The sequence below is a fragment of the Agromyces allii genome, assembly GCF_009749385.1.
GTDB lineage: Bacteria > Actinomycetota > Actinomycetes > Actinomycetales > Microbacteriaceae > Agromyces > Agromyces allii.
Window position 1 is genome coordinate 119,192 of sequence record NZ_WBIN01000013.1, and the last position, 22,945, is coordinate 142,136.

At 71.9% G+C, this 22,945-nt stretch carries 23 protein-coding genes; 4 read left to right on the forward strand and 19 right to left on the reverse strand.

Going from position 1 to position 22,945, the window contains the following annotated elements; all coding sequences use genetic code 11:
• Positions 1 to 3: 3 nt before the first annotated feature.
• The 11 genes from GQR16_RS16635 to paaA form a co-directional block, all read right to left on the reverse strand.
• The gene (locus GQR16_RS16635; protein WP_157416279.1) at positions 4 to 705 is read right to left on the reverse strand and encodes a YdeI/OmpD-associated family protein; all 702 of its coding nucleotides are present in this window, start codon (positions 703 to 705) and stop codon (positions 4 to 6) included.
• A 12-nt stretch (positions 706 to 717) separates the two neighbouring features.
• Positions 718 to 1,368: a hypothetical protein gene (locus GQR16_RS16640; protein WP_157416280.1), complete on the reverse strand. Its 651-nt coding sequence runs from the start codon at positions 1,366 to 1,368 to the stop codon at positions 718 to 720.
• A gap of 62 nt (positions 1,369 to 1,430) precedes the next feature.
• On the reverse strand, positions 1,431 to 1,811 hold the full coding sequence (locus GQR16_RS16645) for a hypothetical protein (RefSeq protein WP_157416281.1): 381 nt from the start codon (positions 1,809 to 1,811) through the stop codon (positions 1,431 to 1,433).
• A 31-nt stretch (positions 1,812 to 1,842) separates the two neighbouring features.
• A complete protein-coding gene (locus GQR16_RS16650) occupies positions 1,843 to 2,031 on the reverse strand; it encodes a hypothetical protein (RefSeq protein WP_157416282.1) in 189 nt (62 codons plus the stop codon).
• A gap of 193 nt (positions 2,032 to 2,224) precedes the next feature.
• A complete protein-coding gene (locus GQR16_RS16655; protein WP_157416283.1) occupies positions 2,225 to 3,040 on the reverse strand; it encodes an SGNH/GDSL hydrolase family protein in 816 nt (271 codons plus the stop codon).
• Between the two features lie 206 nt (positions 3,041 to 3,246).
• Positions 3,247 to 4,032 carry an enoyl-CoA hydratase/isomerase family protein gene (locus GQR16_RS16660; protein WP_157416284.1) on the reverse strand — a complete coding sequence of 262 codons (786 nt, stop codon included), beginning with the start codon at positions 4,030 to 4,032 and terminating at the stop codon, positions 3,247 to 3,249.
• 79 nt (positions 4,033 to 4,111) lie between these two features.
• Entirely contained in the window at positions 4,112 to 5,299 is a 1,188-nt protein-coding gene (gene paaE / locus GQR16_RS16665; RefSeq protein WP_157416351.1) for a 1,2-phenylacetyl-CoA epoxidase subunit PaaE, read from the reverse strand.
• 29 nt (positions 5,300 to 5,328) lie between these two features.
• Positions 5,329 to 5,829, reverse strand: coding sequence for a 1,2-phenylacetyl-CoA epoxidase subunit PaaD (paaD, locus tag GQR16_RS16670; protein ID WP_425482626.1), 501 nt, complete (start codon positions 5,827 to 5,829; stop codon positions 5,329 to 5,331).
• 35 nt (positions 5,830 to 5,864) lie between these two features.
• Entirely contained in the window at positions 5,865 to 6,758 is an 894-nt protein-coding gene (paaC, locus tag GQR16_RS19780; RefSeq protein ID WP_246200898.1) for a 1,2-phenylacetyl-CoA epoxidase subunit PaaC, read from the reverse strand.
• A complete protein-coding gene (gene paaB, locus GQR16_RS16675) occupies positions 6,755 to 7,060 on the reverse strand; it encodes a 1,2-phenylacetyl-CoA epoxidase subunit PaaB (protein ID WP_055861630.1) in 306 nt (101 codons plus the stop codon). The genes paaC and paaB overlap by 4 nt, the downstream gene beginning before the upstream one ends.
• A gap of 73 nt (positions 7,061 to 7,133) precedes the next feature.
• Positions 7,134 to 8,108, reverse strand: a complete 975-nt coding sequence (gene paaA, locus GQR16_RS16680) for a 1,2-phenylacetyl-CoA epoxidase subunit PaaA (protein WP_157416285.1) — start codon at positions 8,106 to 8,108, stop codon at positions 7,134 to 7,136.
• A 158-nt stretch (positions 8,109 to 8,266) separates the two neighbouring features.
• On the opposite strand from paaA, the gene paaI reads away from it, so the two are divergent.
• The 4 genes from paaI (at position 8,267) to GQR16_RS16700 (ending at position 12,995) form a co-directional block, all read left to right on the forward strand.
• The gene (gene paaI / locus GQR16_RS16685; protein ID WP_157416286.1) at positions 8,267 to 8,683 is read left to right on the forward strand and encodes a hydroxyphenylacetyl-CoA thioesterase PaaI; all 417 of its coding nucleotides are present in this window, start codon (positions 8,267 to 8,269) and stop codon (positions 8,681 to 8,683) included.
• A 25-nt stretch (positions 8,684 to 8,708) separates the two neighbouring features.
• Positions 8,709 to 10,046 (forward strand): phenylacetate--CoA ligase PaaK, encoded by a 1,338-nt coding sequence (gene paaK, locus GQR16_RS16690; RefSeq protein WP_157416287.1) that lies wholly within the window; start codon positions 8,709 to 8,711, stop codon positions 10,044 to 10,046.
• A gap of 94 nt (positions 10,047 to 10,140) precedes the next feature.
• Positions 10,141 to 10,770, forward strand: coding sequence for a TetR/AcrR family transcriptional regulator (locus GQR16_RS16695; protein WP_157416288.1), 630 nt, complete (start codon positions 10,141 to 10,143; stop codon positions 10,768 to 10,770).
• A 98-nt stretch (positions 10,771 to 10,868) separates the two neighbouring features.
• Positions 10,869 to 12,995 (forward strand): RecQ family ATP-dependent DNA helicase, encoded by a 2,127-nt coding sequence (locus tag GQR16_RS16700; protein ID WP_157416289.1) that lies wholly within the window; start codon positions 10,869 to 10,871, stop codon positions 12,993 to 12,995.
• Positions 12,996 to 13,481: 486 nt separating this feature from the next.
• Here the strand turns inward: GQR16_RS16700 and paaZ are convergent, their stop codons facing one another.
• The 8 genes from paaZ to GQR16_RS16740 form a co-directional block, all read right to left on the reverse strand.
• The gene (gene paaZ / locus GQR16_RS16705) at positions 13,482 to 15,578 is read right to left on the reverse strand and encodes a phenylacetic acid degradation bifunctional protein PaaZ (protein WP_157416290.1); all 2,097 of its coding nucleotides are present in this window, start codon (positions 15,576 to 15,578) and stop codon (positions 13,482 to 13,484) included.
• A gap of 26 nt (positions 15,579 to 15,604) precedes the next feature.
• Positions 15,605 to 16,480: a 3-hydroxyacyl-CoA dehydrogenase family protein gene (locus GQR16_RS16710; protein WP_281351394.1), complete on the reverse strand. Its 876-nt coding sequence runs from the start codon at positions 16,478 to 16,480 to the stop codon at positions 15,605 to 15,607.
• A complete protein-coding gene (locus GQR16_RS16715; RefSeq protein ID WP_157416291.1) occupies positions 16,477 to 17,265 on the reverse strand; it encodes an enoyl-CoA hydratase/isomerase family protein in 789 nt (262 codons plus the stop codon). Before GQR16_RS16715 ends, GQR16_RS16710 begins: the two co-directional genes overlap by 4 nt.
• Entirely contained in the window at positions 17,262 to 18,461 is a 1,200-nt protein-coding gene (locus tag GQR16_RS16720) for a thiolase family protein (protein WP_157416292.1), read from the reverse strand. The genes GQR16_RS16715 and GQR16_RS16720 overlap by 4 nt, the downstream gene beginning before the upstream one ends.
• Before the next feature lie 204 nt (positions 18,462 to 18,665).
• Positions 18,666 to 19,436 (reverse strand): collagen-like protein, encoded by a 771-nt coding sequence (locus GQR16_RS16725; RefSeq protein WP_157416293.1) that lies wholly within the window; start codon positions 19,434 to 19,436, stop codon positions 18,666 to 18,668.
• Between the two features lie 197 nt (positions 19,437 to 19,633).
• Complete coding sequence (locus GQR16_RS16730) at positions 19,634 to 20,953, reverse strand: MFS transporter (RefSeq protein WP_157416294.1); 1,320 nt, start codon at positions 20,951 to 20,953, stop codon at positions 19,634 to 19,636.
• Positions 20,954 to 21,185: 232 nt separating this feature from the next.
• Positions 21,186 to 22,277 (reverse strand): DUF916 domain-containing protein, encoded by a 1,092-nt coding sequence (locus GQR16_RS16735; protein ID WP_157416295.1) that lies wholly within the window; start codon positions 22,275 to 22,277, stop codon positions 21,186 to 21,188.
• A gap of 10 nt (positions 22,278 to 22,287) precedes the next feature.
• Positions 22,288 to 22,923, reverse strand: coding sequence for a hypothetical protein (locus GQR16_RS16740; RefSeq protein ID WP_157416296.1), 636 nt, complete (start codon positions 22,921 to 22,923; stop codon positions 22,288 to 22,290).
• Between the last annotated feature and the right edge of the window lie 22 nt (positions 22,924 to 22,945).

The window sequence follows — 22,945 nt, forward strand, 5'->3', positions numbered from 1 at the left end:
TCATCACCGGATGTCGGTGGACTCCCCCTCGACGTCCGGGGAACCACCGGCCGCCCTGGCCGCCTCGGCCGCACGCGCGACCCACTTCGGCGTCTCGCCGAACCGCTGCGGGGCGATCAGCCGCCCGTTCGAGCTGTCGTCGATGAGCTGCACGAGCCGCCGCTCGCGGGTGGCCTCCTGCTTGGCCGAGATCACCCAGTGGACTGCCAGGCGCCGGTAGGTGGCGGTCGCCTGTTCGAGGAACGCGGATGCCGCGGCATCGGCCTCGAGCCTCGCGACCGCCTCGGGCGGCAGCTGCTCGTCGACGGACTCGTGCGAGTACACGCCCGTGCGCTCTGGAGTGCGGCGCTCGTAGGCGGCCAAGCCCGCGGGGTGCATGCGCCCCTCGGCGGTGAGCCGCTCGACGTGGGCGACGTTGACCGCCGACCAGATGCTCGTCGGCTTGCGCGGAGACCAGCGCTGGCGGCGGGCGTCGTCGTCGATGCGCTGCGCGACCGAGTCGATCCAGCCGAAGCAGAGCGCCTCGGGTACGGCCTCGGCCCAGGTGAGGCCGGGATTCTCGACGTGCTTCTTGTTGAGGCCCATCCAGAGCTCGGGCGCCGAGTCGTGGTTGGCCTCGAGCCAGGCACGGAACTCCGCCGCATCGGCGAAGAAGAGCGCCGGGCGTTCGGGCGTGCCGCCCGGGGTGCCGATCGACGAAGGCATGTGCTCAGTCTGTCAGCGGCCGCCGACACCGGGACGGCGAACGGCAGCGGCCTGCGCCGGACCACCTCCGGCCCCGCCGCGTGCCCCCGCGCCGGCACCCGCGACCTCGGGGTGCTCCGGCGGCAGCCCGTGCCGCTTGCCGTCACGCAGCAGCGCGAGGTTCCGGGTCTCCCAGTCGCGCATCTCCTGGCGCACGCCCTCGAGGATGCGGCTCTCTGGGCAGGCGGGCAACGGCTTGCCGCACGAGCAGGCGCCGGGCTTGCGCGCGTCGGGGTGGTGGAACGCCTGCACCTGCCACAGGGCGACCATGGCGCGGTCGAGGCGTCGGTTCGTCAGCTCGGTGGCCCGCTCGGCACGGCGCACGAGCTCGCCTTCGAGGTCGCGCCGCAGCGCGGCTCCGGTCTCGCCCGATCCGTCGATCGCGCCCGCCCTCAGCTGCTCGCGCTCGGCGGTGAGCGAGGCGATCGTCGCCGCGGCCTCGGTCGCCGCCTCGTCGGCCGCCGTGCGCGCGTCGGCGGCTGCGGCATCCCGAGCCTCGACGATCGAGCGCCAGAGCGCGACGTGCTCGCGGTCGCGCCGCTCGGCCTTCTCGTCGCCGAGGTGCCGGCGGCAGTGCGTGCAGACGACCTGATCGGTGGGCGAGGCGAACACGAAGGGCTGCACGGACTCGCAGCAGAGGCACCGTGCCTCGACCTCGGAATGGAGGGGGTAGGAGTGCGGCACGGTCAGTCCCGGTCTCGCATCCGGTCGCTCCGCGCGAGGAACGTGGCCGCCACGATCGTGGCGAGGCAGAGCACCACCGGCCCGACGGTCTTCGCGACATCGCCCTGCAGCGCCCCGATGTAGGTGTCGATGCCCTGCACGATGGTCATCGCCACGGCGACCGTGAGCAATGCGGCATCGGATCGGAAGAGCGGTGCGACGAGCGCGAGCACGACCAGGGCGATGCTGCGGGATGTCGCGTACAGCGCGTCGGTGGCCTCGAGCCCGCCGTCGATGACGGCGATGATCGCGAACGTCACGCTCACGGCGGCGCTGATGAGCGTGACCGCGTAGCAGATCCAGTAGGCGGCCCCACGGGCGGCGGTGCGCGTCGATTCGCTCATAGGCTCAGCGTGTCCGACGCGCGGGCGCCGGTCAAGCGAGGCGGCGGCGCGGCCTGAAGGTCGACCTCGACGCGCGCGGTGCGGCGGAGGCCGCGCGGTCGCCGCCCTGCTCGCCCTCGAGCATGCGCTCGAGGTGCTCGCGACGACGTTCGAGGTCGCGGGCGATGCGCACCTCCTCGGCGTGCTGGAGGTGGAGGTAGCTGAGTTCCGAGATCATCATGTCGACTCCCTGTTCGTCTGGAGTCGACGTTCGTCGCTGAGGTGGCCGCCGCGTATCGGGCGATCGCCCTATTCCGAGCGCGGCCCGCCCCCGGCATCCGTTCGCCCGTCGAGTTCGACGGATCGGGCAGGGAATGGGCCCGGGCGATCGCGAGTCACCCGGGCCCTGCAGGCCGGTGGGGGGCACCGGCGGATCAGGGAGCTCCGTACGGGGTCAGCGGCCAGGTGATCTCGGCGATCTTGGCCTGCCCCGCAATGCTCGGGTGGAAGTAGTCGAGCACCGAGATCTGGCTCGACGTGAAGACGTAGTTCGCGACCGCGTTGCCGTCGAACGTGCAGTTGCGGGCGGGCGTGCACACGCGCGCGAGTGCCGCATTGAATTCGTTGGCGCGGGCCTGCACCTGGTCGCGGCGGGCGACGTCGGCGGCGGCCGTGCTCGTCGGCTTGGCCAGCATCGACTGGCAGATGCGCCCGGCGGCCCAGACGAGCCTCGCGCCGGCCTTGCCCTTGCTGACCTCCCACATGCGCTTCAGGTTCGGGATGCTCGCCACGAAGATCTTCGCGGTCGGCTGTCCGGTGTTGACGGCCGTGATCGCGGCGAGCACCGAGGCCTCGAACGCGGCGGTCGGGGTCATGCCCGCGACCGTCGTCGTGCACGCGTCGTTCGCACCGATCTGGATCGTGACGTACTGCGCCCGCTGCGCCACCGCGAGCTGCGCCTGCGCGGGAAGGGCTGCGGCCACCGCCCCGACGACCGAGTTGTTCGTGACGGCGAGGCTCGTCGCACCGGCCGCACGCAGTCGCGACGCGTGCGAGTTCACCGACGCGACGCTGCCGGTCGACCAGCTGTAGGTCGGACACGCCTTGTACCCGCACGCGTCGAAGGCCTGCGAGATCGAGTCGCCCAGCGCCGCGATCGACGGCGGCGGCGGTGCCGCGGCCTGCGCGGTGGTCGCACCGACGAGCGTTCCCGCGACCAGCGCGACCGCCGCGGCGGTCGCGCTCAGCACGAAACGGATCCTGCGAGGTGTGGACACGGCGCTTCCTTCCGCTGAACCGTGCGGCGTCGGGCCGCGCCGCACGGAATCGGGTGTGCGCGTTGCAGGGAATGCGCGCGAAATCTACGCTCCCCGGCCGCGACCGGCAACGCCCCCGAACATGGGACACCTGACGAGGATCGGATGCCGCAGACGGGCGTTCCGTCGGTCGGGTCCGCTCAGGCGCGACCCGTGAAGACCGGCCTGCGCTTCTGCTGGAAGGCGGCGAAGCCCTCGCGGTAGTCGTCGGTGTCGCAGAGCGCGGCCTGCGCACGGTTCTCGTCGGCCATCGACGCCCAGAGTCCGAGCCGGTCGTCGCGGATCGAGGCGACGAGCGCCTTCGAGGCGATGAACGCCTGCGTGGCCCCGGTCGCCGCGGCGGTGGCCGCGGAGCGGGCGGCATCCGTCACCTCGTCGGCGGGGAACACCCGCGAGAACAATCCGGCGGCCACGGCCTCGGCGCCCGACATGAGCCGGCCCGTGACGATGAGGTCCATGGTGCGGTGCGCGCCGAGGCGCTCGACGAAGAGCGCGTGGCCGCCGGAGTCGAGCGTCGCGCCGAGGTTCGCGAACGGCGAGCCGATCTTCGCCGTGTCGGCGACGTAGACGATGTCGCTCGCCACGAGCAGCCCGAGTCCGACGCCGAGGCAGGCTCCGTGCGCGACCGCGAACGTCGGGGCGGGGAACGCCGCCATGCGCTCGAGCAGCGGCTGCACGCGCCCGCCGAGGTAACCCAGCACGTCGTCGTCGCGCGGGTCGACGCCCGAGATGTCGCGGCCGGCGCAGAACGCGCGCCCCTCGCCGCGCAGCACGAGAGCCCGCACCTCGCCGGACTCGGCCAGGCGCTCGGCCTCGGCGTAGGCGGCGGCCAGCTCGTCGAGCGCCCGCTCGTCGAGCGCATTCAGCTTCTCCGGGGCGTTCAGCACGATCTCGACGACGCCGTCGGCCACGTTGCTCTCGATCATGCTCGTTCCGTTCTCGTAGAGGATGGTCCGTTCGAAGGTCGGCGCACGGCCGATCGGTTGGGTCGGTCGAGTCCGGCGCTCACACGTCGTAGTCGACCGTGACGCGGTCGGAGGTCGGGTGCGACTGGCACGTGAGCACGTACCCGCGCTCGAGCTCGTCGGGCTCGAGCGCGTAGTTCTCGGTCATCGTCACGTCGCCGTCGACGAGCCGGGCGCGGCACGTTCCGCAGACGCCGCCGGCGCACGCGAACGGCACGTCGGGCCGCACGCGCAGCGCCGCGTTGAGGATCGACTCGTGCGCCGAGACCGGGCTCTCGACGGTCGAGGACTGCCCGTCGAGCGTGAACTCGATCGCGAAGGTGCGCTCGCCCTGCTGCACCTCGACGGGGCGGCCGCGCTGCGGCTCCACCCGCTCGGCGTCGCTCGTGAACAGCTCGTACCGCACGTGCTCGGCGGGCACGCCCCGTTCGGCGAGGGTGTCGCGGGCGAGCTGCACGAGCTCGAACGGCCCGCAGAGGAACCACTCGTCGACCGTCTCGGGGCGGATCAGCACGTCGAGCATGGTGCCGAGCTTCTCGGCGTCGATGCGGCCCGAGAGCAGCGGCGCGGTGCGCTGCTCGCGCGAGAGCACGTGGTGCAGCGCGATCCGCGAGGGGTAGCGGTCCTTCAGCTCGGCGAGCTCCTCGAGGAACATCACGTCGAGCGTCGACCGGTTCGTGTAGATCAGTTCGAACTCGGACGTCGCGGAGCGGGCCAGCACCGTGTGCGCGAGCGCCATGAGCGGGGTGATGCCCGACCCTGCGGCGATCGCGACGATGTGCTTGCCGTCGAGTGCATCGAGCGTCGACGTGAAGGTGCCCTGCGGGCTCATGACGTCGAGCGCGTCGCCGGCCTTCAGCTCGGCGTTCGCCCAGGTCGAGAAGATGCCGCCGAGGTCGCGCTTGATGCCGACCGAGATGGTGGCCGTGCCATCGGCGGAGTGCTCGGGCGGGCGGCAGATCGAGTAGCTGCGGCGGCGCTCGTGCCCCTCGAGCTCGGTGCGCAGGGCCACGTACTGCCCCGGGAGGTAGGCGTACTCGTCGGCGAGCTCGGCGGGCACCGTGAAGGTCACCTCGACGGCGTCGGCGGTGAGCGGGCGCACCTCGGCGACCTCCAGGCGGTGGAACCTCGCACGGCGTCGCTTCGGCAGGTGGCCGCCGCCCACGGTGGAGGCGAGGAACGCCTCGGCCGCGGCATCCGAAGCCCCGTTCGTGACCGTGGCCGACATCGTGGTCGACCCGAGATTGCGCGCGGCCATCAGAGCACCTTGAAGTAGTCGAAGGGCTCGAGGCACTCGCGGCACTCGTAGAGCGCCTTGCACGAGGTCGAGCCGAAGCGGGCGAGTTCGCGCGTGTTCAGCGAGTCGCAGCGCGGGCACTTGACCGCGAGCTGCACGCGCACGGGCCCGGCGTCGCGCACGGCGGCGCGGCCCGTCGGCGCCTGGATGCCGTAGCGGCGCAGCTTCTGCTTGCCGTCCTCGCTCATCCAGTCGGTGGTCCAGGCGGGGGCGAGCACGAGGTCGACGCGCACGTCGTCGTACCCGGCGTGCGTGAGCGCGAGCAGCACGTCGTCGCGCATGGCGTCGAGCGCAGGGCATCCGCTGTACGTGGGCGTGAGCTGCACGCGCACGGCACCGTCGTCGGCCACCTCCACCGAGCGCAGCACCCCCAGGTCCTCGATGGTCAGCACCGGGATCTCGGGGTCGGTCACGGTCGCGGCGACCCGCCAGGCGCGTCGCGATGCCTCATCCACCGGCAACGGGCGAGCGGATGCCTCGGGGCGGGCGACCGCGGTCACCACGACGCCCCCGGGTGCTGGCGTGCGAGCACCTGCATCTCGGCGAGCAGCGGCCCGAGGTGCTCGGTGTGCCGGCCCTCGCGCCCGCCGCCGGAGGCGATGAACGCGGTGCGACCGGTGGGCCGCTCGAGCCGCGCCTCGGCGAACACGGCGTCGACCGCCGCCTCGAACGCCGGGCGCAGGGTCGACGGTTCCACGGCGACGCCGTCGTCGGCGAGCCGAGCGGTGAGCGCATCGTCGACGAACAGCTCGTCGACGTACGGCCAGGTGTCGGTCACCGCGACGATCATGCGACGACGCGACTCGTCGGTGCCGCCCGCGAGGCGCAGCACCCACTGCACGGCGTGGTCCCGGTGGTAGTCGACCTCCTTGACCGACTTGGCCGCGATGGCCGCGATCGTCGCGTCGGTCGAGGGCTCGAGGGCGCGGTAGAGCTCGTACAGGTACAGCGAGGCGACGAGCTGGCGCGCGATCGTGTGCGCGAAGTCGCCGTTGGGCTGCTCGAAGAGCCACGTGTTGCGGAACTCGGGTTCGCCGCGCCAGTAGGCGAGGTCGTCCTCCGAACGTCCGGTCGCGGTTCCGGCGTAGTGCAGCAGCGAGCGCGCGTGGCCGATGAGGTCGAGGCCGATGTTGCCGAGCGCGACGTCCTCCTCGAGCTCGGGGGCTCGCGTGATCCACATGCCGAGCTGCTGGGCGAGCACGAGCGCGTCGTCGCCGAGGCGCATGGCGTACTCCGCGGCATCAGCCGACGCCACGCGACCGGCGCCCGTGATGCCGGAGCCCGCGAGCTCCTCGGCGAGCGCGAGCTCGTCGACCGTGACCGAGCCGTGGGCATGGGTCGCGTCGCCGGCGTCGTGCTCGTGCTCGTGCTCGTGCAGCTCGGCGGTCACAGGTGCTTCACCCCTTCGCTCTTCGTGTAGTAGACGGCGTGGCGGTAGTTCTTGCCCGCGGGGCTCTCGAAGAAGGCGCCCTTCGCGTCGGGGTCGCTCGTGGTGATCGCGTCGGCGGGCACGACCCAGATGGACACGCCCTCGTTGCGGCGTGTGTAGAGGTCGCGCGCGTTGCGCACGGCCATGTCGGAGTCGGGTGCGTGCAGCGAGCCGACGTGCACGTGGCTGAGCCCGCGGTTGGCACGCACGAAGACCTCCCAGAGGGGCCAGGGCTCGGTTCCCATCTCGCCGGGGGTGCTCATCTCGTCTCCTTGGTCTCGATACGCTTCTTGGTCTCGATACGCTGCGCTACTCGACCCAAGCCTCGACCGGCGATCATGCGACGGCTTCCCGCGCCGACTGCTTGCGGGCGTACTCGGCCGCGGCTTCGCGCACCCAGGCCCCCTCGTCGTGGGCCTCGCGACGTCGGCGGATGCGCTCGGCGTTGGCGGGGCCCCGGCCGGCGAGCACCTCGTCGAACTCGGTCCAGTCGATCTCGCTCATGTCGTACTGGCCCGTCTCCTCGTTCCACTTCAGCGCGGGGTCGGGCAGCGTCACGCCCATGACCTCGGCCTGGGGCACGAGCATGCCGACGAAGCGCTGGCGCAGGTCGTCGTTCGAGAAGCGCTTGATGTTCCACGCCATCGACTGGGCGGAGTTCGGCGACTGGTCGTCGGGCGGGCCGAACATCTGGAGCGCGGGCCAGTACCAGCGGTCCACGGCGTCCTGCGCCATCTGCCGCTGCGCCTCGGTGCCCTGCATGAGCTCGAGCAGGATCTCGAAGCCCTGCCGCTGGTGGAACGACTCCTCCTTGCAGATGCGCACCATCGCGCGGCCGTACGGGCCGTACGACGCCCGGCAGAGCGGAACCTGGTTGCAGATCGCGGCGCCGTCGACGAGCCATCCGATCGCGCCCATGTCGGCCCAGGTCGGCGTCGGGTAGTTGAAGATCGAGGAGTAGCGCGCGCGGCCCTCGATGAGCTGCTGCATCATCTCGTCGCGCGTGATGCCGAGCGTCTGCGCGGCGGAGTAGAGGTAGAGGCCGTGGCCCGCCTCGTCTTGCACCTTCGCCATCAGGATCGCCTTGCGCTTGAGGCTCGGCGCGCGCGTGATCCAGTTGGACTCGGGCTGCATGCCGATGATCTCGGAGTGCGCGTGCTGGCTGATCTGGCGGATGAGCGTCTTGCGGTACGCCTCGGGCATCCAGTCGCGGGGCTCGATGCGCGAGTCCGCCGCGATGAGGTCGTTGAACTGCAGCTCCTCGGGCGAGGGCTCGCGTTCGACCACGCTGAGGTCAGCGGGTGAGGTCATCGTCGACTCCTGTGTTGTTCACGTGCCTGTGGTGTTCTCTGGCGCGGTGCCGGCGGCATCCGTTCGTCTCTGAACATAATACTAACCGATCGTTCAGTTAGTATATAGTCGGAGATACGCCGCAGCAACGGCGCCCGGAACTCGACGAGGAGCTTCACATGACGGATGCCGCGACCGCCGCCCCGATCAACCGCGAGATGATGCAGCGCGACCGTGCTGCGGCATCCCTCGGCCTCGTCGTCGAACGCGACGACCCCGGCCACGCCGTCGTCTCCATGCGCGTTCGCGAGGACATGACGAACGGGTTCGCCATCACCCACGGCGGCTTCGTGTTCGCCCTCGCCGACACCGCGTTCGCGATCGCCTGCAACGAGGACGAGACCGTCACGGTCGCCGCCGGAGCCGACATCACGTTCCTGAAGTCCACGACCGCCGGGCAGACCCTGACCGCCACCGCCGTGCGCCGCACCCGCTCGGGCCGCACCGGCATCTACGACGTGACGGTCGTCGACGAGCACGGCGAACCCGTCGCCGAGTTCCGCGGCCGCTCGATCTCCACCAACCGAACCTTCTGACCTGTCCGCGAACCAGGAGCACCACGTGTCGACGACGACCCTCTCCCCCAGCGTCTCGGGCCTCGCGCCCGCGGCATCCGAATCGCTCGATGTCGAGGAGCGCCTGACGCGCGCCGAGCTCGAGGCGCTGCAGCTCGAACGGCTGCAGCAGACGGTCCGGCACGCCTACACGAACGTGCCGCTCTACACGCGCAAGTTCGACGAGGCGGGCGTGCACCCCGATGACATCAGGACTCTGGCGGATGTCGCGAAGCTGCCGTTCACGACCAAGGCCGATCTCCGCGAGACCTACCCGTTCGGCATGTTCGCCGTGCCGATGGAGCAGGTCGCACGCATCCACGCGTCGAGCGGCACCACCGGCCGGCCCACGGTCGTCGGCTACACGAAAGGCGACCTCGAGCGCTGGGCCTCGCTCGTCGCCCGATCGCTGCGCGCGAGCGGCATCCGACCGGGCATGAAGGTGCACAACGCCTACGGCTACGGCCTGTTCACCGGCGGGCTCGGCGCGCACGCCGGCATCGAGGCGCTCGGAGCCACCGTCATCCCGATGTCGGGCGGCCAGACCGCCCGCCAGGTGCAGCTCATCATGGACTTCGAGCCCGACGCGATCCTCTGCACGCCGAGCTACCTGCTCACGATCGCCGACGCCATGGTCGAAGCCGGCATCGACCCGCGCTCGACGTCGCTGAAGGTCGCCGTGCTCGGTGCCGAGCCGTGGACGAACGAGATGCGCCACGAACTCGAGGAGCGCCTCGGCATCGACGCGCTCGACATCTACGGCCTCAGCGAGGTCATGGGCCCCGGCGTCGGCAACGAGTGCCTCGAGACGAAGGACGGCCCCCACATCTGGGAGGACCACTTCCTGCCCGAGATCATCGACGGTGACTCGGGTGCCGTGCTCGCCGACGGCGAGATGGGCGAGCTCGTGTTCACCTCGCTCACGAAGGAGGCGTTCCCCGTCATCCGGTACCGCACGCGCGACCTCACGCGCCTGCTGCCCGGCACGGCGCGACCCGCGATGCGCCGCATCGAGAAGATCACCGGCCGCAACGACGACATGATCATCCTGCGCGGCGTGAACCTCTTCCCGACGCAGATCGAGGAGATCGTGCTCGGCATCGAGCACCTGACGCCGCACTTCATCCTCGAGCTCACGCGCAACGGCCGCATGGACGCGATGACCGTGCGCATCGAGCGGCACCCCGACCTCTCGCGCGAGACGTGCGAGGCGGCCTCCGTCGTGCTCGCGAAGAAGATCAAGGTACTCATCGGCTCCACGGTCGAGGTGCGCCTCGAGGAGCCGGGCGCGCTGCCCCGCAGCGAGGGCAAGTACAAGCGCGTCTACGATCTGCGCAACGCCTGAGTCCAGCGGGCCTGAGCGTCTTCGCCTGGCGGACTGAACGGTTCGTCGGGCGGCTTGACCGCTGACCGACCGTTCGGGTGGGAGGATGACAGCGATGCCAGAGAACACCTCACTCCGACGCGGGCGCCCCGGCTACGACCAGCAGGGCATCCTCGACGTCGCCGTCGCCGCCTTCAACGAGTACGGGTACGACGCGACCTCGATGGGCGTGCTCGCCGAGCGGCTCGGGCTCTCGAAGTCGGCGATCTACCACCACTTCACCTCGAAGGACGAGATCCTCGACCGCGCACTCGACTCGGCCCTGGCCGCGCTCGAGGGCGTGCTCGAAGACGCGGATGCCGCGGGCGGCCGCGCTGCCGACCGGCTCGACCTCGTGCTGCGCGGCGCCGTGCACGTGCTCGTCGACCGCCTGCCCTCGGTCACGCTGCTGCTGCGGGTGCGTGGCAACACCGAGGTGGAGCGGCGGGCGCTCGAACGCCGACGCGCGTTCGACCGGCGGGTCACCGCGCTCGTGTCCGAGGCGCAGGCCGAGGGGTCGCTCCGCAGCGACCTCGACGCGAGCGTCGTGGCGCGCCTCACGTTCGGCATGATCAACTCGCTCGTCGAGTGGTACCGCCCCGGCGGCACCGAGACCGCCGACCGGCTGGCCGACGACGTCGTCGCGGTCGCCCTCGACGGGTTGCGCATGCCGACCTCGAACCGCGTCGAGGACCTCCTGGGCTGATCGCGGCGACGGCGGCCGTCGTCGTCGTCGTCTGCCGCGCCGGCCTGCCGGTCGCTCTCGCACAGGCGGTTGTCGGCGGCATCCGACAGAGTGGGCCCATGACCCCTGCCGACTCCGCGCCCTCCGACCTGCATGCGGCGGCGCTCGGCGCCCTGCGCGAACTCGTGGGGCGCGACGATGCGGTCTTCCACGACGGGCAGTTCGAAGCGATCCGGGCGCTCGTCGAGGGGCGCAGGCGCGCGCTCGTGGTGCAGCGCACGGGCTGGGGCAAGTCGGCGGTGTACTTCGTCGCGACGCTGCTGCTGCGCCGCGAGGGCGCCGGGCCGACCGTGCTGGTCTCGCCGCTGCTCGCGCTCATGCGCGACCAGATCGCGGCCGCCGAGCGTGCGGGCGTGCGTGCCGTCGCCATCAACTCGACGAACGCGCACGAGTGGGCCGACGTGCTGGCGGCGCTCGACCGCGACGAGGTCGACGTGCTGCTCGTCTCCCCCGAGCGCCTCAACAACCCGTCGTTCCGCGAGCAGCAGCTGCCGGCGCTCGTGCAGCGCATGGGCATGCTCGTCGTCGACGAGGCGCACTGCATCAGCGACTGGGGCCACGACTTCCGGCCCGACTACCGACGCCTGCGCGACCTCATCGCGCAGATGCCGGCCTCGGTGCCCGTGCTCGCGACCACGGCGACCGCCAACAGCCGGGTCGTGGCGGATGTCGCCGAGCAACTCGGGTCGACCGCGGCGGGCGGCGATGCGGGCGAGGGCGTGCTCACCATCCGCGGGCCGCTCGCGCGCACCTCGCTGCGCCTCGGCGTGCTGCGACTGCCCGACTCGGCGAGCCGGCTCGCCTGGCTGCTCAGCCACCTCGACGACCTGCCGGGCTCCGGCATCATCTACACGCTCACGGTCTCGGCCGCGACCGACATCGCCAGGGTGCTCCGCGAGCGCGGCCACGAGGTGCGCGCCTACACCGGGCAGACCGACCCCGACGAGCGCGAAGAGTCCGAGGGCATGCTGAAGCGCAACGAGGTCAAGGCGCTCGTGGCCACGAGCGCGCTCGGCATGGGGTTCGACAAGCCCGACCTCGGGTTCGTGCTGCACCTCGGCGCCCCGTCGTCGCCCGTCGCGTACTACCAGCAGGTCGGCCGCGCCGGCCGTGCGAGCGAGAGCGCCGACGTGCTGCTCATGCCCGGCACCGAAGACCGTGCGATCTGGCACTACTTCGCCACGGCGTCGATGCCAGACGAGGAGCGCGCGCACCGGGTCATCGGCGAGTTGTCCGACGTGCCGCTGTCGACTCCGGCGCTCGAGGCGAGGGTCGACATCCGCCGCACCCCGCTCGAGCTCCTGCTCAAGGTGCTCGACGTCGACGGCGCGGTGCGCCGCGTCTCGGGCGGCTGGGTCGCCACCGGCGAGCCGTGGCGGTACGACGCCGAACGGTACGCGCGCATCGCGGCCGAGCGCGAGGCCGAGCAGCAGCACATGATCGACTACGAGCAGACCGACGCATGCCGCATGGAGTTCCTCCAGCGCTCCCTCGACGACGAGACGGCGGCGCCCTGCGGCCGCTGCGACAACTGCGCCGGCGTGTGGTACCCGGGCGACCTCGCCGAGGGGGCGGCCGAGGCGGCATCCGGAGCCCTCGATCGCGTCGGCGTGCCCGTCGAGCCCCGCAAGGCATGGCCGACCGGCGCCGATCGGCTCGGCGTGCCGGTCAAGGGCCGCATCGCCCCCGGCGAGCAGGCCGGCGAGGGCCGGGCGCTCGCCCGCCTGACCGACCTCGGCTGGGGCGGCACCCTCCGCGAGGTCTTCGCGGCGGGAGCGCCCGATGCGCCGGTCACGCCGCAGATGCTCGACGCCTGCGTGCGCGTGCTCGCCGACTGGGGCTGGGCCGAACGGCCGGTCGCGGTCGTCTCGATGCCCTCGCGCTCGCACCCCGAGCTCGTGCGCTCGCTCGCCGAGGGACTCGCGCGCATCGGCCGGCTGCCCTACCTCGGCGCGCTCGCCCCGGCGAACGGCGGCCCGAGCGGACAGCCCGGCGGTAACAGCGCCTTCCGCCTCGCCGGCGTCTGGCAGCGGTTCTCCACCGAGGGCCTCGAGGTGCCGACCGGCGGCGTGCTGCTCGTCGACGACCTCGCCGACAGCAAGTGGTCGCTCACGGTCGCGGCGCGCGAACTCCGACTGGCCGGCGCCACCTCGGTGCTGCCCTTCGTGCTCGCGCTGCGCGGCTGACGCGACCTCGGGTCCGCGCCGCACCGGGTGCCGCCGTCGTCCTCGAACTCCACGCCCGACCCACGTGCCTCGCGCGAGCCGCGCACAACTCAGCCGTCGACCACCGCGTCTCAGCTGTGGACCACCGCGTCCCAGAGCCCGCAGTGCGCGCCCCACCGCCCACCGGCCACCGGCCACCCGCTGACGGCCCGAAGCTCATGTCCGAGCCCGGCCCAACCCCCGCTCCGGACCGATCTGGATTTCGAATGCCAGTTCCGCCTCAGCCGATGAGGCGGAACTGGCATACCGTCGTCGAACAACCTGCCCGCCGAGCATCCACGATGCATCCATGGGCGCGATGGTCGGAGTGCGGTCGGAGGCCGCGAGCACAGGATTGGAGGCACTGCCAGGTGCCCGAGACGGCAATCCAGACGATCGGGAGTCATCGGACGCGGCCACGAGACGCCGGCACTAGCCCTTCGTGGCGCGAAGCAGACTGCGAGCCGGTTACGCGGTCGGGGCCAGCTCCTTCGCGACGAGGGTCAGCACGTCGTAGCTCGCGACGAGCTCGTCGTGCTGGTTGCGCAGCACTGCGTCCCAGCGCACCTCGCCGTACGCGTCGGTCTCGCGAGGGGTGATCTGCTTGGCCGTGAGCTCGACGCGAATGGCGTCGCCCGGCGAGACGGGCGTCACGAAGCGCAGGTTCTCGAGCCCGGAGTTCGCGAGCACGGGCCCCGGCGCGGCGTCGACGAAGAGTCCGGCGGCCCACGACACGAGCAGGTAGCCGTGTGCGACCCGTCCGGGGAAGAACGGGTTGGCCGCGGCGGAGGCCTCGTCCATGTGGGCGTAGAACGTGTCGCCCGTGAAGTGCGCGAACGTCTCGATGTCCTCGAGCGTCACGGTGCGCGAGCCCGAGACGACCTGGTCGCCGATGCGCAGCTCGGCGAGCGACTTGCGGAACGGATGCGGCTGCCCGGCCTCGGCGAACGGCGTCGAGGCCGCGCCGGCGTGCCACACGCCTGTGAGGGCGGTGAGCATCTCGGGCGAGCCCTGCACCGCGGTGCGCTGCATGTGGTGCAGCACGGCACGGATGCCGCCGAGCTCTTCGCCGCCACCCGCGCGGCCGGGCCCGCCGTGCACGAGGTTCGGCAGCGGCGAGCCGTGGCCGGTCGAGGTGCGGGCGTCGTCGCGGTCGAGCAGCAGCAGTCGCCCGTTGTACGCCGCGATGCCCGAGGCGAGCGCCACGGCGACGGCCGGGTCGTGCGTCGCCACGCTCGTGACGAGCGATCCGCCGCCGCGCGCGACGAGCCGCACCGCGTCGTCGACGGTGTCGTAGCCGACGATCGAGGTCACCGGCCCGAACGCCTCGACCTCGTGCAGGGCGGCGCTCGCGGCATCCGCGAATCTGAGCATCACGGGTTCGACGAACGCGCCGTCGACCGGCACGCCCGTCGAGCCGTCGGCGAGCCGCACGCTCGGGGCATCGGTCGAGCCGATCACGACCTCGCCGCCCTCGCCCGCGAGCCGGCGCACCTGGCGGAGCACCTCGTCGCGCTGCTCGAGCGACGCGAGCGGACCCATGGTCACGCCCTCCGCGCGCGGGTCGCCGATCACGATGCGTTCGGCGATGCGCGCCCGCACCGCCTCGATGACGCCGTCGACGGATGCCGCGGGCACGACGGCTCGGCGGATCGCCGTGCACTTCTGGCCGGCCTTCGTCGTCATCTCGGCGACGAGCTGCTTGACGTACGCGTCGAACTCGGGCGTGCCGGCGATCGCGTCGGGACCGAGCACCGAGGCGTTGATCGAGTCGGTCTCGCTCGTGAAGCGCACACCGCCGGTCTGCACCGAGTCGTTGGCGCGCAGGTGCTCGGCCGTCGAGGCCGATCCCGTGAACGCGACGAGGTCGCCCAGCCGCAGGTGCTCGAAGAGCGTCGGCACGCTGCCCGAGACGAGCTGCAGCGAACCGTCGGGCAGGAGGCCCGATTCCACGAGGATGCGCACGAACGCCTCGGCGAGGTATCCGGTCGGCGTCGCGGGCTTGACGAGGCTCGGCACCCCCGCGAGGAACGCGGGCGCGAACTTCTCGAGCGAACCCCACACCGGGAAGTTGAAGGCGTTGATCTGCACGGCGACGCCCGGCAGGCGCGTGTAGATGTGCCGCCCGAGGAACGACCCGTCCTTCGAGAGCTGCTCGACGCCGCCGTCGACGTAGACCTGCGCGTTCGGCAGCTCGCGCCGACCCTTCGAGGAGTAGGCGAAGAGCACGCCGATGCCGCCGTCGATGTCGACCCAGGAGTCCTGCTTCGTCGCGCCCGTGCGGCTCGACAGCTCGTAGAGCTCCTGCTTGCGTTCGGTGAGGGCGAGGGCCATCTGCTTGAGCAGCACCGCACGCTGGTGGAACGTCAGGGCACCGAGCGAGCGCTGACCCACAGTGCGGGCGAACTCCAGCGCCGCGCCGAGATCGAGGCCCTCGGTCGACACTCGCGCCACGATCTCGCCGGTCGACGCGTCGCGCACCTCGGACGCGGAGGCAATCGGCGACCCCGCGGCATCCGGCGTCCACCAACCGCCGTTCACGTAGCTGGGCAGGATCTCGGTCATCTGGATTCCTTTCACTGGACGCCCCATCACGGGGTGTCCCACACGTAGAAGCCCTCGCCGGTCTTTCGGCCGAGCTTGCCCTCGGCGACCATGCGGCGCATGAGGGCGGGCGGTTCGAAACGCGAGCCGAGCGTCTCGGCGAGGTACTCGGCGATGCCGAGCCGCACGTCGAGGCCCACGAGGTCGGTCAGGCGCAGCGGCCCGACCGGATGCTTGTAGCCGAGCGTCATGGCCTGGTCGATGTCCTCGGCCGAGGCGACGCCCGACTCGAGCATGCGGATCGCCTCGAGGCCGAGCACGACACCGAGACGGGAGGACGCGAACCCCGGCGCGTCGGCGACCACGATGGGCGTCTTGCCGATGGCGCGCACCCAGTCGCGCGCCGCGTCGACGAGTGGCGCCTCCGTCGCCCGCCCGCGCACGATCTCGACGAGCGTCGAGGCGGGCACGGGGTTGAAGAAGTGCATGCCGAGGAACCGGTCGGGGCGATCGAGCAGCGTTGCCAACCCGTCGATCGAGATCGACGACGTGTTCGAGGCGAGCGCGGCATCGTCGGCGAGCACCGCCTCGACCCGGGTGAGGGCGTCGATCTTCAGCTCGAGCTGCTCGGGCACGGCCTCGACGACGAGCCCGCAGCGCGCGAACGCGCCGACGTCGGTGCTCACTGCGAACCGCGCGGTCATGGCCTCGGCGCCTTCGTCGGCGGCACCTCTGGCAACGGATGCCGCGACGGACTCGAGCACGCGCTGCTGCGCCGCGCCCGCGGCATCCGCATCGCGTTCGACGACCGTGACGCGGGATCCGGCGAGGAGGAACGCGTGCGCGATGCCCGCTCCCATGCGGCCGCCGCCGAGCACGCCCACGTCGAGCGGCGCTCCGGCGTTGGTCAGTCGGTCGTTCACTTCTGCTTCCTCTCGAGGAACTCGGTCATGCGGCGGAACTTCTCGGGGCTCTCGAAGAGCACGGCCTGGGCTTCGAGGTCGGCTGCCGGGTGGGCCTCACGCGGCGCACGGAAGACGCGCTTCGTCGCGATCGTCGCCGCGGGGTCGTTGCGGGCGATGCGATCGGCGATCGCGTGCGCCGCGTCGAGGAGCGCCTCCTGCGGATGCAGCGAGCTCACGAGCCCGATCGCGAGGGCCTCGTCGGCCTCGACGGTGCGCCCGGTGAGCAGCAGTTCGGCCGCGCGCGCGTCGCCGACGATCTCCTTGAGCCGCCAGCTCGCCCCGGCCGCGGCGAGGATGCCGAGCCCCGTCTCGGGGTTGCCGATCTTCAGCGACGGCGTGGCGATGCGGATGTCGGCCGCGTACGCGAGCTCGGCCCCGCCGCCGAGCGCGTAGCCGTCGAGCGCCGCGATGACGGGCATCGGCAGTTCGGCCACGCGGATGAACGCGTTCGCGTTGATGCCGCGACGGGCATCGTCGGCGCGCCGCTCGCGCAGCTCGGGGATGTCGGCGCCCGAGGCGAAGACGCCCCCCGCCCCGGTGAGGATCAGGATGCGCGGGATCGCCTCGAGCTCGGCGCAGAGCAGGTGCAGCGCGTCGATGGTCCGCTGGTCGATCGCGTTGCGCACGGCCGGGCGGTCAAGCGTGGCGATCACGCGGTCGGGCCGTCGCTCGATGCGCAAGGGCGACGCGCCGCCCGGGTCGACGGCGGGATCTGCGGCGGCGTTCGCCGCGGCATCCGTCATGACACGCGCTCCACGATGAGGGCGGACCCCTGACCGACGCCCACGCACATGGTCGCGAGGCCGTAGCGCGAGCGCTCGCGCTCCATGCGACCGAGGAGGGTCACGATCAGGCGTGAGCCCGACGAGCCGAGCGGATGCCCCAGGGCGATCGCCCCGCCGTCGGCGTTGACGCGCTCGGGGTCGAGTCCGAGTCGGCGGATGCAGGCGAGCGACTGCGTCGCGAAGGCCTCGTTGAGCTCGATCGAACCGATGTCGTCGAGGTCGAGGCCGGCGCGCTCGAGCGCCTTCTCGGTCGCCGGGACCGGGCCGAGGCCCATGATCTCGGGCGCGAGGCCCGCGGAGGCAGCGGCGACGATCCGGGCGCGCGGGGTGAGCCCGAGCCGCTCGACCGCCTCGGCGCTCGCCACGAGGATCGCCGAAGCACCGTCGTTCAATGCACTCGAGTTGCCCGCCGTCACGACCGAGCCGCCGGCGACGACCGGCCGGAGGCGTGCGAGCGCCTCGAGCGTGGTCTCGGGCCGAGGACCCTCGTCGACGAGCACTTCGCCGTGGTGCGTCGGCACGCCGACGATCTCGGCCTCGAACCGGCCGGCGGCGATCGCGGCGGCGGCGCGCTGCTGGCTCCGCAGCGCGAAGGCATCGGCGTGGTCACGGGTGATGCCGTCGACGCGGGCGACCTCCTCGGCCGTCTCGGGCATCGCGTAGGTCGCCTTCTCGCGGGCGAGCAGCTCGGGGTTCGGGAAGCGCCAGCCGATCGACGTGTCGTACGCGGCGCCGGGTCGCGCCCAGGCCTTCTCGGGCTTGGCCTGCACCCACGGCGCCCTCGTCATCGACTCGACGCCGCCCGCGATGATGAGGTCGGCGTCGCCGGCACGGATCGCCTGCGCGGCCATGGTGATCGCCGACATGCCAGAGGCGCAGAGCCGGTTCACGGTGATGCCGGGCACCTCGTCGGGCAGGCCGGCGAGCAGCACGGCCATGCGGGCGACGTTGCGGTTGTCTTCGCCGGCCTGGTTCGCGGCGCCGAGGATGACCTCGTCGATCGCACCGAGCTCACCGGCCGTGTCGAGCCCGACGCGGCGCACGAGCTCACCGACGACCAGGGCTGCGAGGTCGTCGGGTCGCACGCTCGCGAGGGCGCCGCCGTAGCGCCCGACCGGCGTTCGCACGCCGCCGACGAGGTAGGCCTCTGCCATGGTTCACTCCTGACCGCACTGTCTCCGATCGAACGCGACGCCTCGGGCATCGGTGCGGGGTGCGCACTCCGGTCGGGAATTCCCGACCGACCGTTCAGGTAGTAATTATGGCAGGCGGATGCCGCGTGCCGCCACCCGAGGGTCCGGAAACGCCGAGACCGGCTCCCCGTCCACGCGGGAAGCCGGTCTGCGACGCGAGGCGGATCAGCCCTCGACGGGTTCGGGCGCCGGGGTGGGCGGGGCCGAGAGCACCCATTCGCCCGAGTCGCACAGGTAGAACGACACGGCCGCGGTGTCGATGTAGACGTCGCCGTCGGTCGTGCAGGTGTTCGGGTCGGGCTCGGCTGCGCCGAGCAGCACCTGCGTGCCGGGTTCGCCCTGCTCGCCGGTCGCGCCCGTCTTGCCGGTGGCGCCCGTCTTGCCGGTGGCGCCGGTCTCGCCCTTCGCCCCGGTCTCGCCGGTGGCGCCCTTCTCACCCGTGGCCCCGGTCGCGCCCGTCAGGTTCTCGGCGGCCGAGGTGCGGATGTTGCCGACCTCCGTCCAGTCGCCGTCCTGGAAGAGGTAGACGTCGGAGCTGGCGAGGTCGATGTAGACGTCGCCCTCGTACCCCTTGCCCGACTCGGGGACACCCGTTCCCGCGCGGACCGCGGAGCCGGCCGGGAGGATCTCCTCGATCGCCTCCTCGTAGGCGGCCTCGTCGTACTCGACGGCAGTCGGCGTCGGCGCGGCCGCCACCTCGGCGGCGTCGTTCGAGCTCGCGAGCGACGACCCGAGGAACGCCGCGACGAACGACAGCACGACGACGCCGATGCCCACTCCGATGAGCAGCCCCCGGGTCACGCCGGCCGGCTTCGGCTCGGTGGTCGTGGTCGGTGTCGCGCTCCCGGACGACGCCGCCGGGGCGCCGGTCTCGGCTCCCCCGGGCGGAGGCGTCGCAGCGGGTTGCGTGGCATTCGGGTTGCCGTCGTCGGTCATGTCGTGCCCTCCACGTCGTGCGCACCCGGCACCCGTGACCCCCACGGACGGAGCGCATCGCGCTCATGCTAGCGGCGCGAAACGGCCCGGAGGCGGATGCCGAGCGTGTCGAGGCGTTGGCAGACGGCGGCGTGCAGACGGCGGCGTGCCGCGCGGCACCGACGACCGGGTCGACGGCGCCACGCGGCATCCGCAGCTCACTCGAGCAGGTCGCGACCCTTCGGCTCTTTGACGAGCGATACCCCGATGAGCGAGACGACCGCCGCGATGGCGATGTAGAGCCCGATCGTCCACGACTGGCCCGTTGCGTTCAGCAGCGCCTCGGCGATCATGGGCGCGAACGCGCCACCGAGGATCGCACCGAGCGCGTAGCCGATCGAGACGCCCGAGTAGCGCACCCGAGCCGGGAACATCTCGGCGTAGAGCGCGGCCTGCGGGCCGTACGAGAGGCCGAGTCCGAAGGTCATGACGAACAGCGCGACGAAGTACCAACCGATCTCGCCGGTGTCGATCAGGAACCACATCGGAATCGCCCACAGCGCGAGGAAGACGTAGCCGATCTGGAACGTGCGCACCCGGCCGAGCCGGTCGGAGATGCGCCCGCCGAACAGCGTGAAGATCAGCCAGCCGAACGACGCGAACGTGGTGGCGAGCAGCACGCTCGGACGATCCATGCCGAGCGCCGTCACCGCGTAGGTCGCGAAGTAGGCGATGAGCAGGTAGCCGGCCGCGTTGTTCGCGATGAAGATGACCGCCGTGAGCACGACCTGCTTCGAGTTGTGCTTGAAGAGCTCGCGCAGCGGCGTCGAGGACTCCTTGCGTCGCTTCAGCAGCTCCTCGAAGACCGGGCTCTCCTCGACCGCGCGACGGATCACGTAGCCGACGATGATGAGCACGATCGAGAGCAGGAACGGGATCCGCCAGCCCCACTTCATGAACGCCTCGGGCGACATCGAACTCGTGAGCACCCACAGCGTGAAGGTCGCGAGGATCATGCCGACCGGCACGCCGATCTGCGGGAAGGCGCCGAAGAAGCCGCGTCGGCCGTTCGGGGCGTGCTCGACGGCCATGAGCGCCGCACCGCCCCACTCGCCGCCGGCCGAGAACCCCTGCAGGATGCGCAGCAGGATGAGCAGGACGGGTGCCGCGATGCCGATGGCCGCGTAGGTCGGCAGGAAGCCGATGAGCGAGGTCGACACACCCATCATGATGAGCGTGAAGACGAGCATCTTCTTGCGCCCGAGCTTGTCGCCGAGGTAGCCGGCGACGATCGCGCCGAGCGGTCGGAACAGGAACGAGATGCCGATGGTCGCGAAGGCCAGCACCTGGGCGAGCCCGGGGTTGGACTCCGCGAGCGGCGCGAGGAAGAGCGGCGCGAGCACGAGGCCGGCCGCCTGCGCGTAGATGAAGAAGTCGTACCACTCGATCGAGGTGCCGACGAGGGTGCCCGCGAGCACCCTCCGCTCCTCGGCGGGCATGCGCCCGGTCTGCGTGCGCTCTCTGGCTTCGGTCGACATGCGAACTCCGTTGTTCTGGCGTGCTCGGGGGAAGGGACACGGAAGCCGTCAGCGTCGCCCGACTTCCTGACCGATTGTTCGGTCGGGAATTCAGGCTACGCAGTCGACGACCCATCACGCAACCCGAACGGGTGACAGGGCGGATGACCGAGGGGGCCACGGGGTATGGCGAACGCCCGGATCCATCGGGCCCGGGCGCTCGTCGATCAGGGGGATCTCGGCGACGGGTCGCTCACGTGCGCGCGTCCGCCCCGAGCGCCTCGCGGCGCCCGGCTTCGCGTGCCGCCGCGACGAGCCGGTCGAGTCGCTCGGCCTGGCGGCTCCGCCCCTTGGCGAGGCCGACGGCGATGAGCACGAGCGCCAGGAGCACCGCGAGCTGGGGCAGTGGCAGGGCCCACACGGTGACCGTGCGGGAGACCGGCTCGAGTGCGGAGCCGGTGCCGTCGGGCCCAACCGTCGTCGCCTCGACGCGCACCGGGAGCGCGATCGGGCCGAGCGGCCAGACCTCGGGCACCGCGAACCGCACGGTCCGGCGATCCCCCGGCAGCAGCTCGGTGGTCTGCCCTGATCCGAGGCCTCCGGCGGAGATGCTCCGACCGCCGGAGGTGAGCGTCGGGTCGACGGCGAGCCGCACGTTGCCCGTGTTCGCGAGTTCGGCGGTCACCTCGGCCGAACCGGGCGCGAACGGGTTCCACGAGATGCGGTAGCCACCGTCGCCGACGACGGTCAACCCCGGCGCGATCTCGCCCGTGACGCGGGTGGTGACGCGGAACCCGACCCGGCTCTCGACGCCGACCGTCGCTCCGTCGCCGCGCGAGAGCGCCGTGATCGACGCCGCGACGCCGGCTGCGTGGTCTCCCGGGGTCGCGTCGTCGGGCACCGTCACGGTGAAGGGCACGACGCTGCTCCCGCCCGCCGGAACCACGACGTCGGGGTCGAGCGAGATCCAGCTCCCCGCGTCGACGGACACCTGGTCCGACGGGAGCATGTTGAACCTGCCGGTCGAGGTGAGGTATCCGTCAGCGGCCGTGAGCGTGAACCGCACCTCCTCCTCGCCGAGATTGCGCACCACGAGGTGCTCGGTCGCGGTCGCGCCGGGGTCGAGTTCGAGCTCGATCCCGGCGCGTCCGTCGGCGCCACGCGCTGCGCCCCGCTCGGCACCCTGCTCGTCGCCCGGCTCGTCGGACGGCGAGACCGACCAGGTGACGGCCGGGGCCCCGTCCTCCGCGAACGCGGCGACCGGTGCGAGCACCGGTCCGGTCGCGATCGCCGCCGTGACCGCGGCGATCACGGCAGCGGCTCGGAGGGCGGGGCGTCGGCGCATCGGCGGGTTCCTACTCGAACAGCGAGAGGGTCAGCGTGGCCGTGTACGCGCCGGGCGCCACGTTCGCCGGGGTCCGCAGGTACAGGTCGGCGTTCGCCGTCCACTGCCCCTCTGGCGCGATCGCACCCGAGTCGATCGCGAGCGCGAGCAGCTCCTGGTCGACGAGGCCGTACGGCGCGCCCGCGTCGGGGTCGCCGTCGTCCATCACCGTGTCGACGACGTCGCCCTCGGCGACCAGCCCGGAATCGCCCCCGTCGATGAGGTGCGGTGCCCAGCCCAGGTGCCCGGCACCGATCGCCGGTTGCCCCGCATCCCCGATGAAGTCGCTCGAGGTGCCGATCACGTACCAGCCGGCCCCTGCCGGGATCTCCTCGGCCGTGCGGGTGTCGGTGACGGTGACCGTCGGCAGCTGCCCGGTGAACTGGCGCTGCGTCGGGGTCGACCCGTTCTCGGTGAGCGTCGTCGCGGTGTTCGCGACCGTCATGGCCAGCACGCCGGGCTCGGTGAGCTCGGCGATCTGCACGCCGATGTCGACCGCGCCGTCGCCGTACTGCTCCTCTGCGGCGGCGACCCCGGCGATGCCGACCAGCATCGCCGCGCCGAGGCATACCGCCCCCACTCGCGCCGCGGTTCTCGCGTTCCTCATCCTCGTGCTCCTCGTCTCATGT

Excerpts from the sequence above, each read along its gene's own strand:
- GQR16_RS16635 (WP_157416279.1), bottom strand. The coding sequence starts at position 705 with ATGCCTTCGTCGATCGGCACCCCGGGCGGCACGCCCGAACGCCCGGCG.
- GQR16_RS16645 (WP_157416281.1), bottom strand. The coding sequence starts at position 1,811 with ATGAGCGAATCGACGCGCACCGCCGCCCGTGGGGCCGCCTACTGGATC.
- GQR16_RS16650 (WP_157416282.1), bottom strand. The coding sequence starts at position 2,031 with ATGATGATCTCGGAACTCAGCTACCTCCACCTCCAGCACGCCGAGGAG.
- GQR16_RS16660 (WP_157416284.1), bottom strand. The coding sequence starts at position 4,032 with ATGATCGAGAGCAACGTGGCCGACGGCGTCGTCGAGATCGTGCTGAAC.
- paaE (WP_157416351.1), bottom strand. The coding sequence starts at position 5,299 with ATGTCGGCCACGGTCACGAACGGGGCTTCGGATGCCGCGGCCGAGGCG.
- paaB (WP_055861630.1), bottom strand. The coding sequence starts at position 7,060 with ATGAGCACCCCCGGCGAGATGGGAACCGAGCCCTGGCCCCTCTGGGAG.
- paaA (WP_157416285.1), bottom strand. The coding sequence starts at position 8,108 with ATGACCTCACCCGCTGACCTCAGCGTGGTCGAACGCGAGCCCTCGCCC.
- paaI (WP_157416286.1), top strand. The coding sequence starts at position 8,267 with ATGACGGATGCCGCGACCGCCGCCCCGATCAACCGCGAGATGATGCAG.
- GQR16_RS16695 (WP_157416288.1), top strand. The coding sequence starts at position 10,141 with ATGCCAGAGAACACCTCACTCCGACGCGGGCGCCCCGGCTACGACCAG.
- GQR16_RS16700 (WP_157416289.1), top strand. The coding sequence starts at position 10,869 with ATGACCCCTGCCGACTCCGCGCCCTCCGACCTGCATGCGGCGGCGCTC.
- paaZ (WP_157416290.1), bottom strand. The coding sequence starts at position 15,578 with ATGACCGAGATCCTGCCCAGCTACGTGAACGGCGGTTGGTGGACGCCG.
- GQR16_RS16715 (WP_157416291.1), bottom strand. The coding sequence starts at position 17,265 with ATGACGGATGCCGCGGCGAACGCCGCCGCAGATCCCGCCGTCGACCCG.
- GQR16_RS16720 (WP_157416292.1), bottom strand. The coding sequence starts at position 18,461 with ATGGCAGAGGCCTACCTCGTCGGCGGCGTGCGAACGCCGGTCGGGCGC.
- GQR16_RS16725 (WP_157416293.1), bottom strand. The coding sequence starts at position 19,436 with ATGACCGACGACGGCAACCCGAATGCCACGCAACCCGCTGCGACGCCT.
- GQR16_RS16730 (WP_157416294.1), bottom strand. The coding sequence starts at position 20,953 with ATGTCGACCGAAGCCAGAGAGCGCACGCAGACCGGGCGCATGCCCGCC.
- GQR16_RS16735 (WP_157416295.1), bottom strand. The coding sequence starts at position 22,277 with ATGCGCCGACGCCCCGCCCTCCGAGCCGCTGCCGTGATCGCCGCGGTC.
- GQR16_RS16740 (WP_157416296.1), bottom strand. The coding sequence starts at position 22,923 with ATGAGGAACGCGAGAACCGCGGCGCGAGTGGGGGCGGTATGCCTCGGC.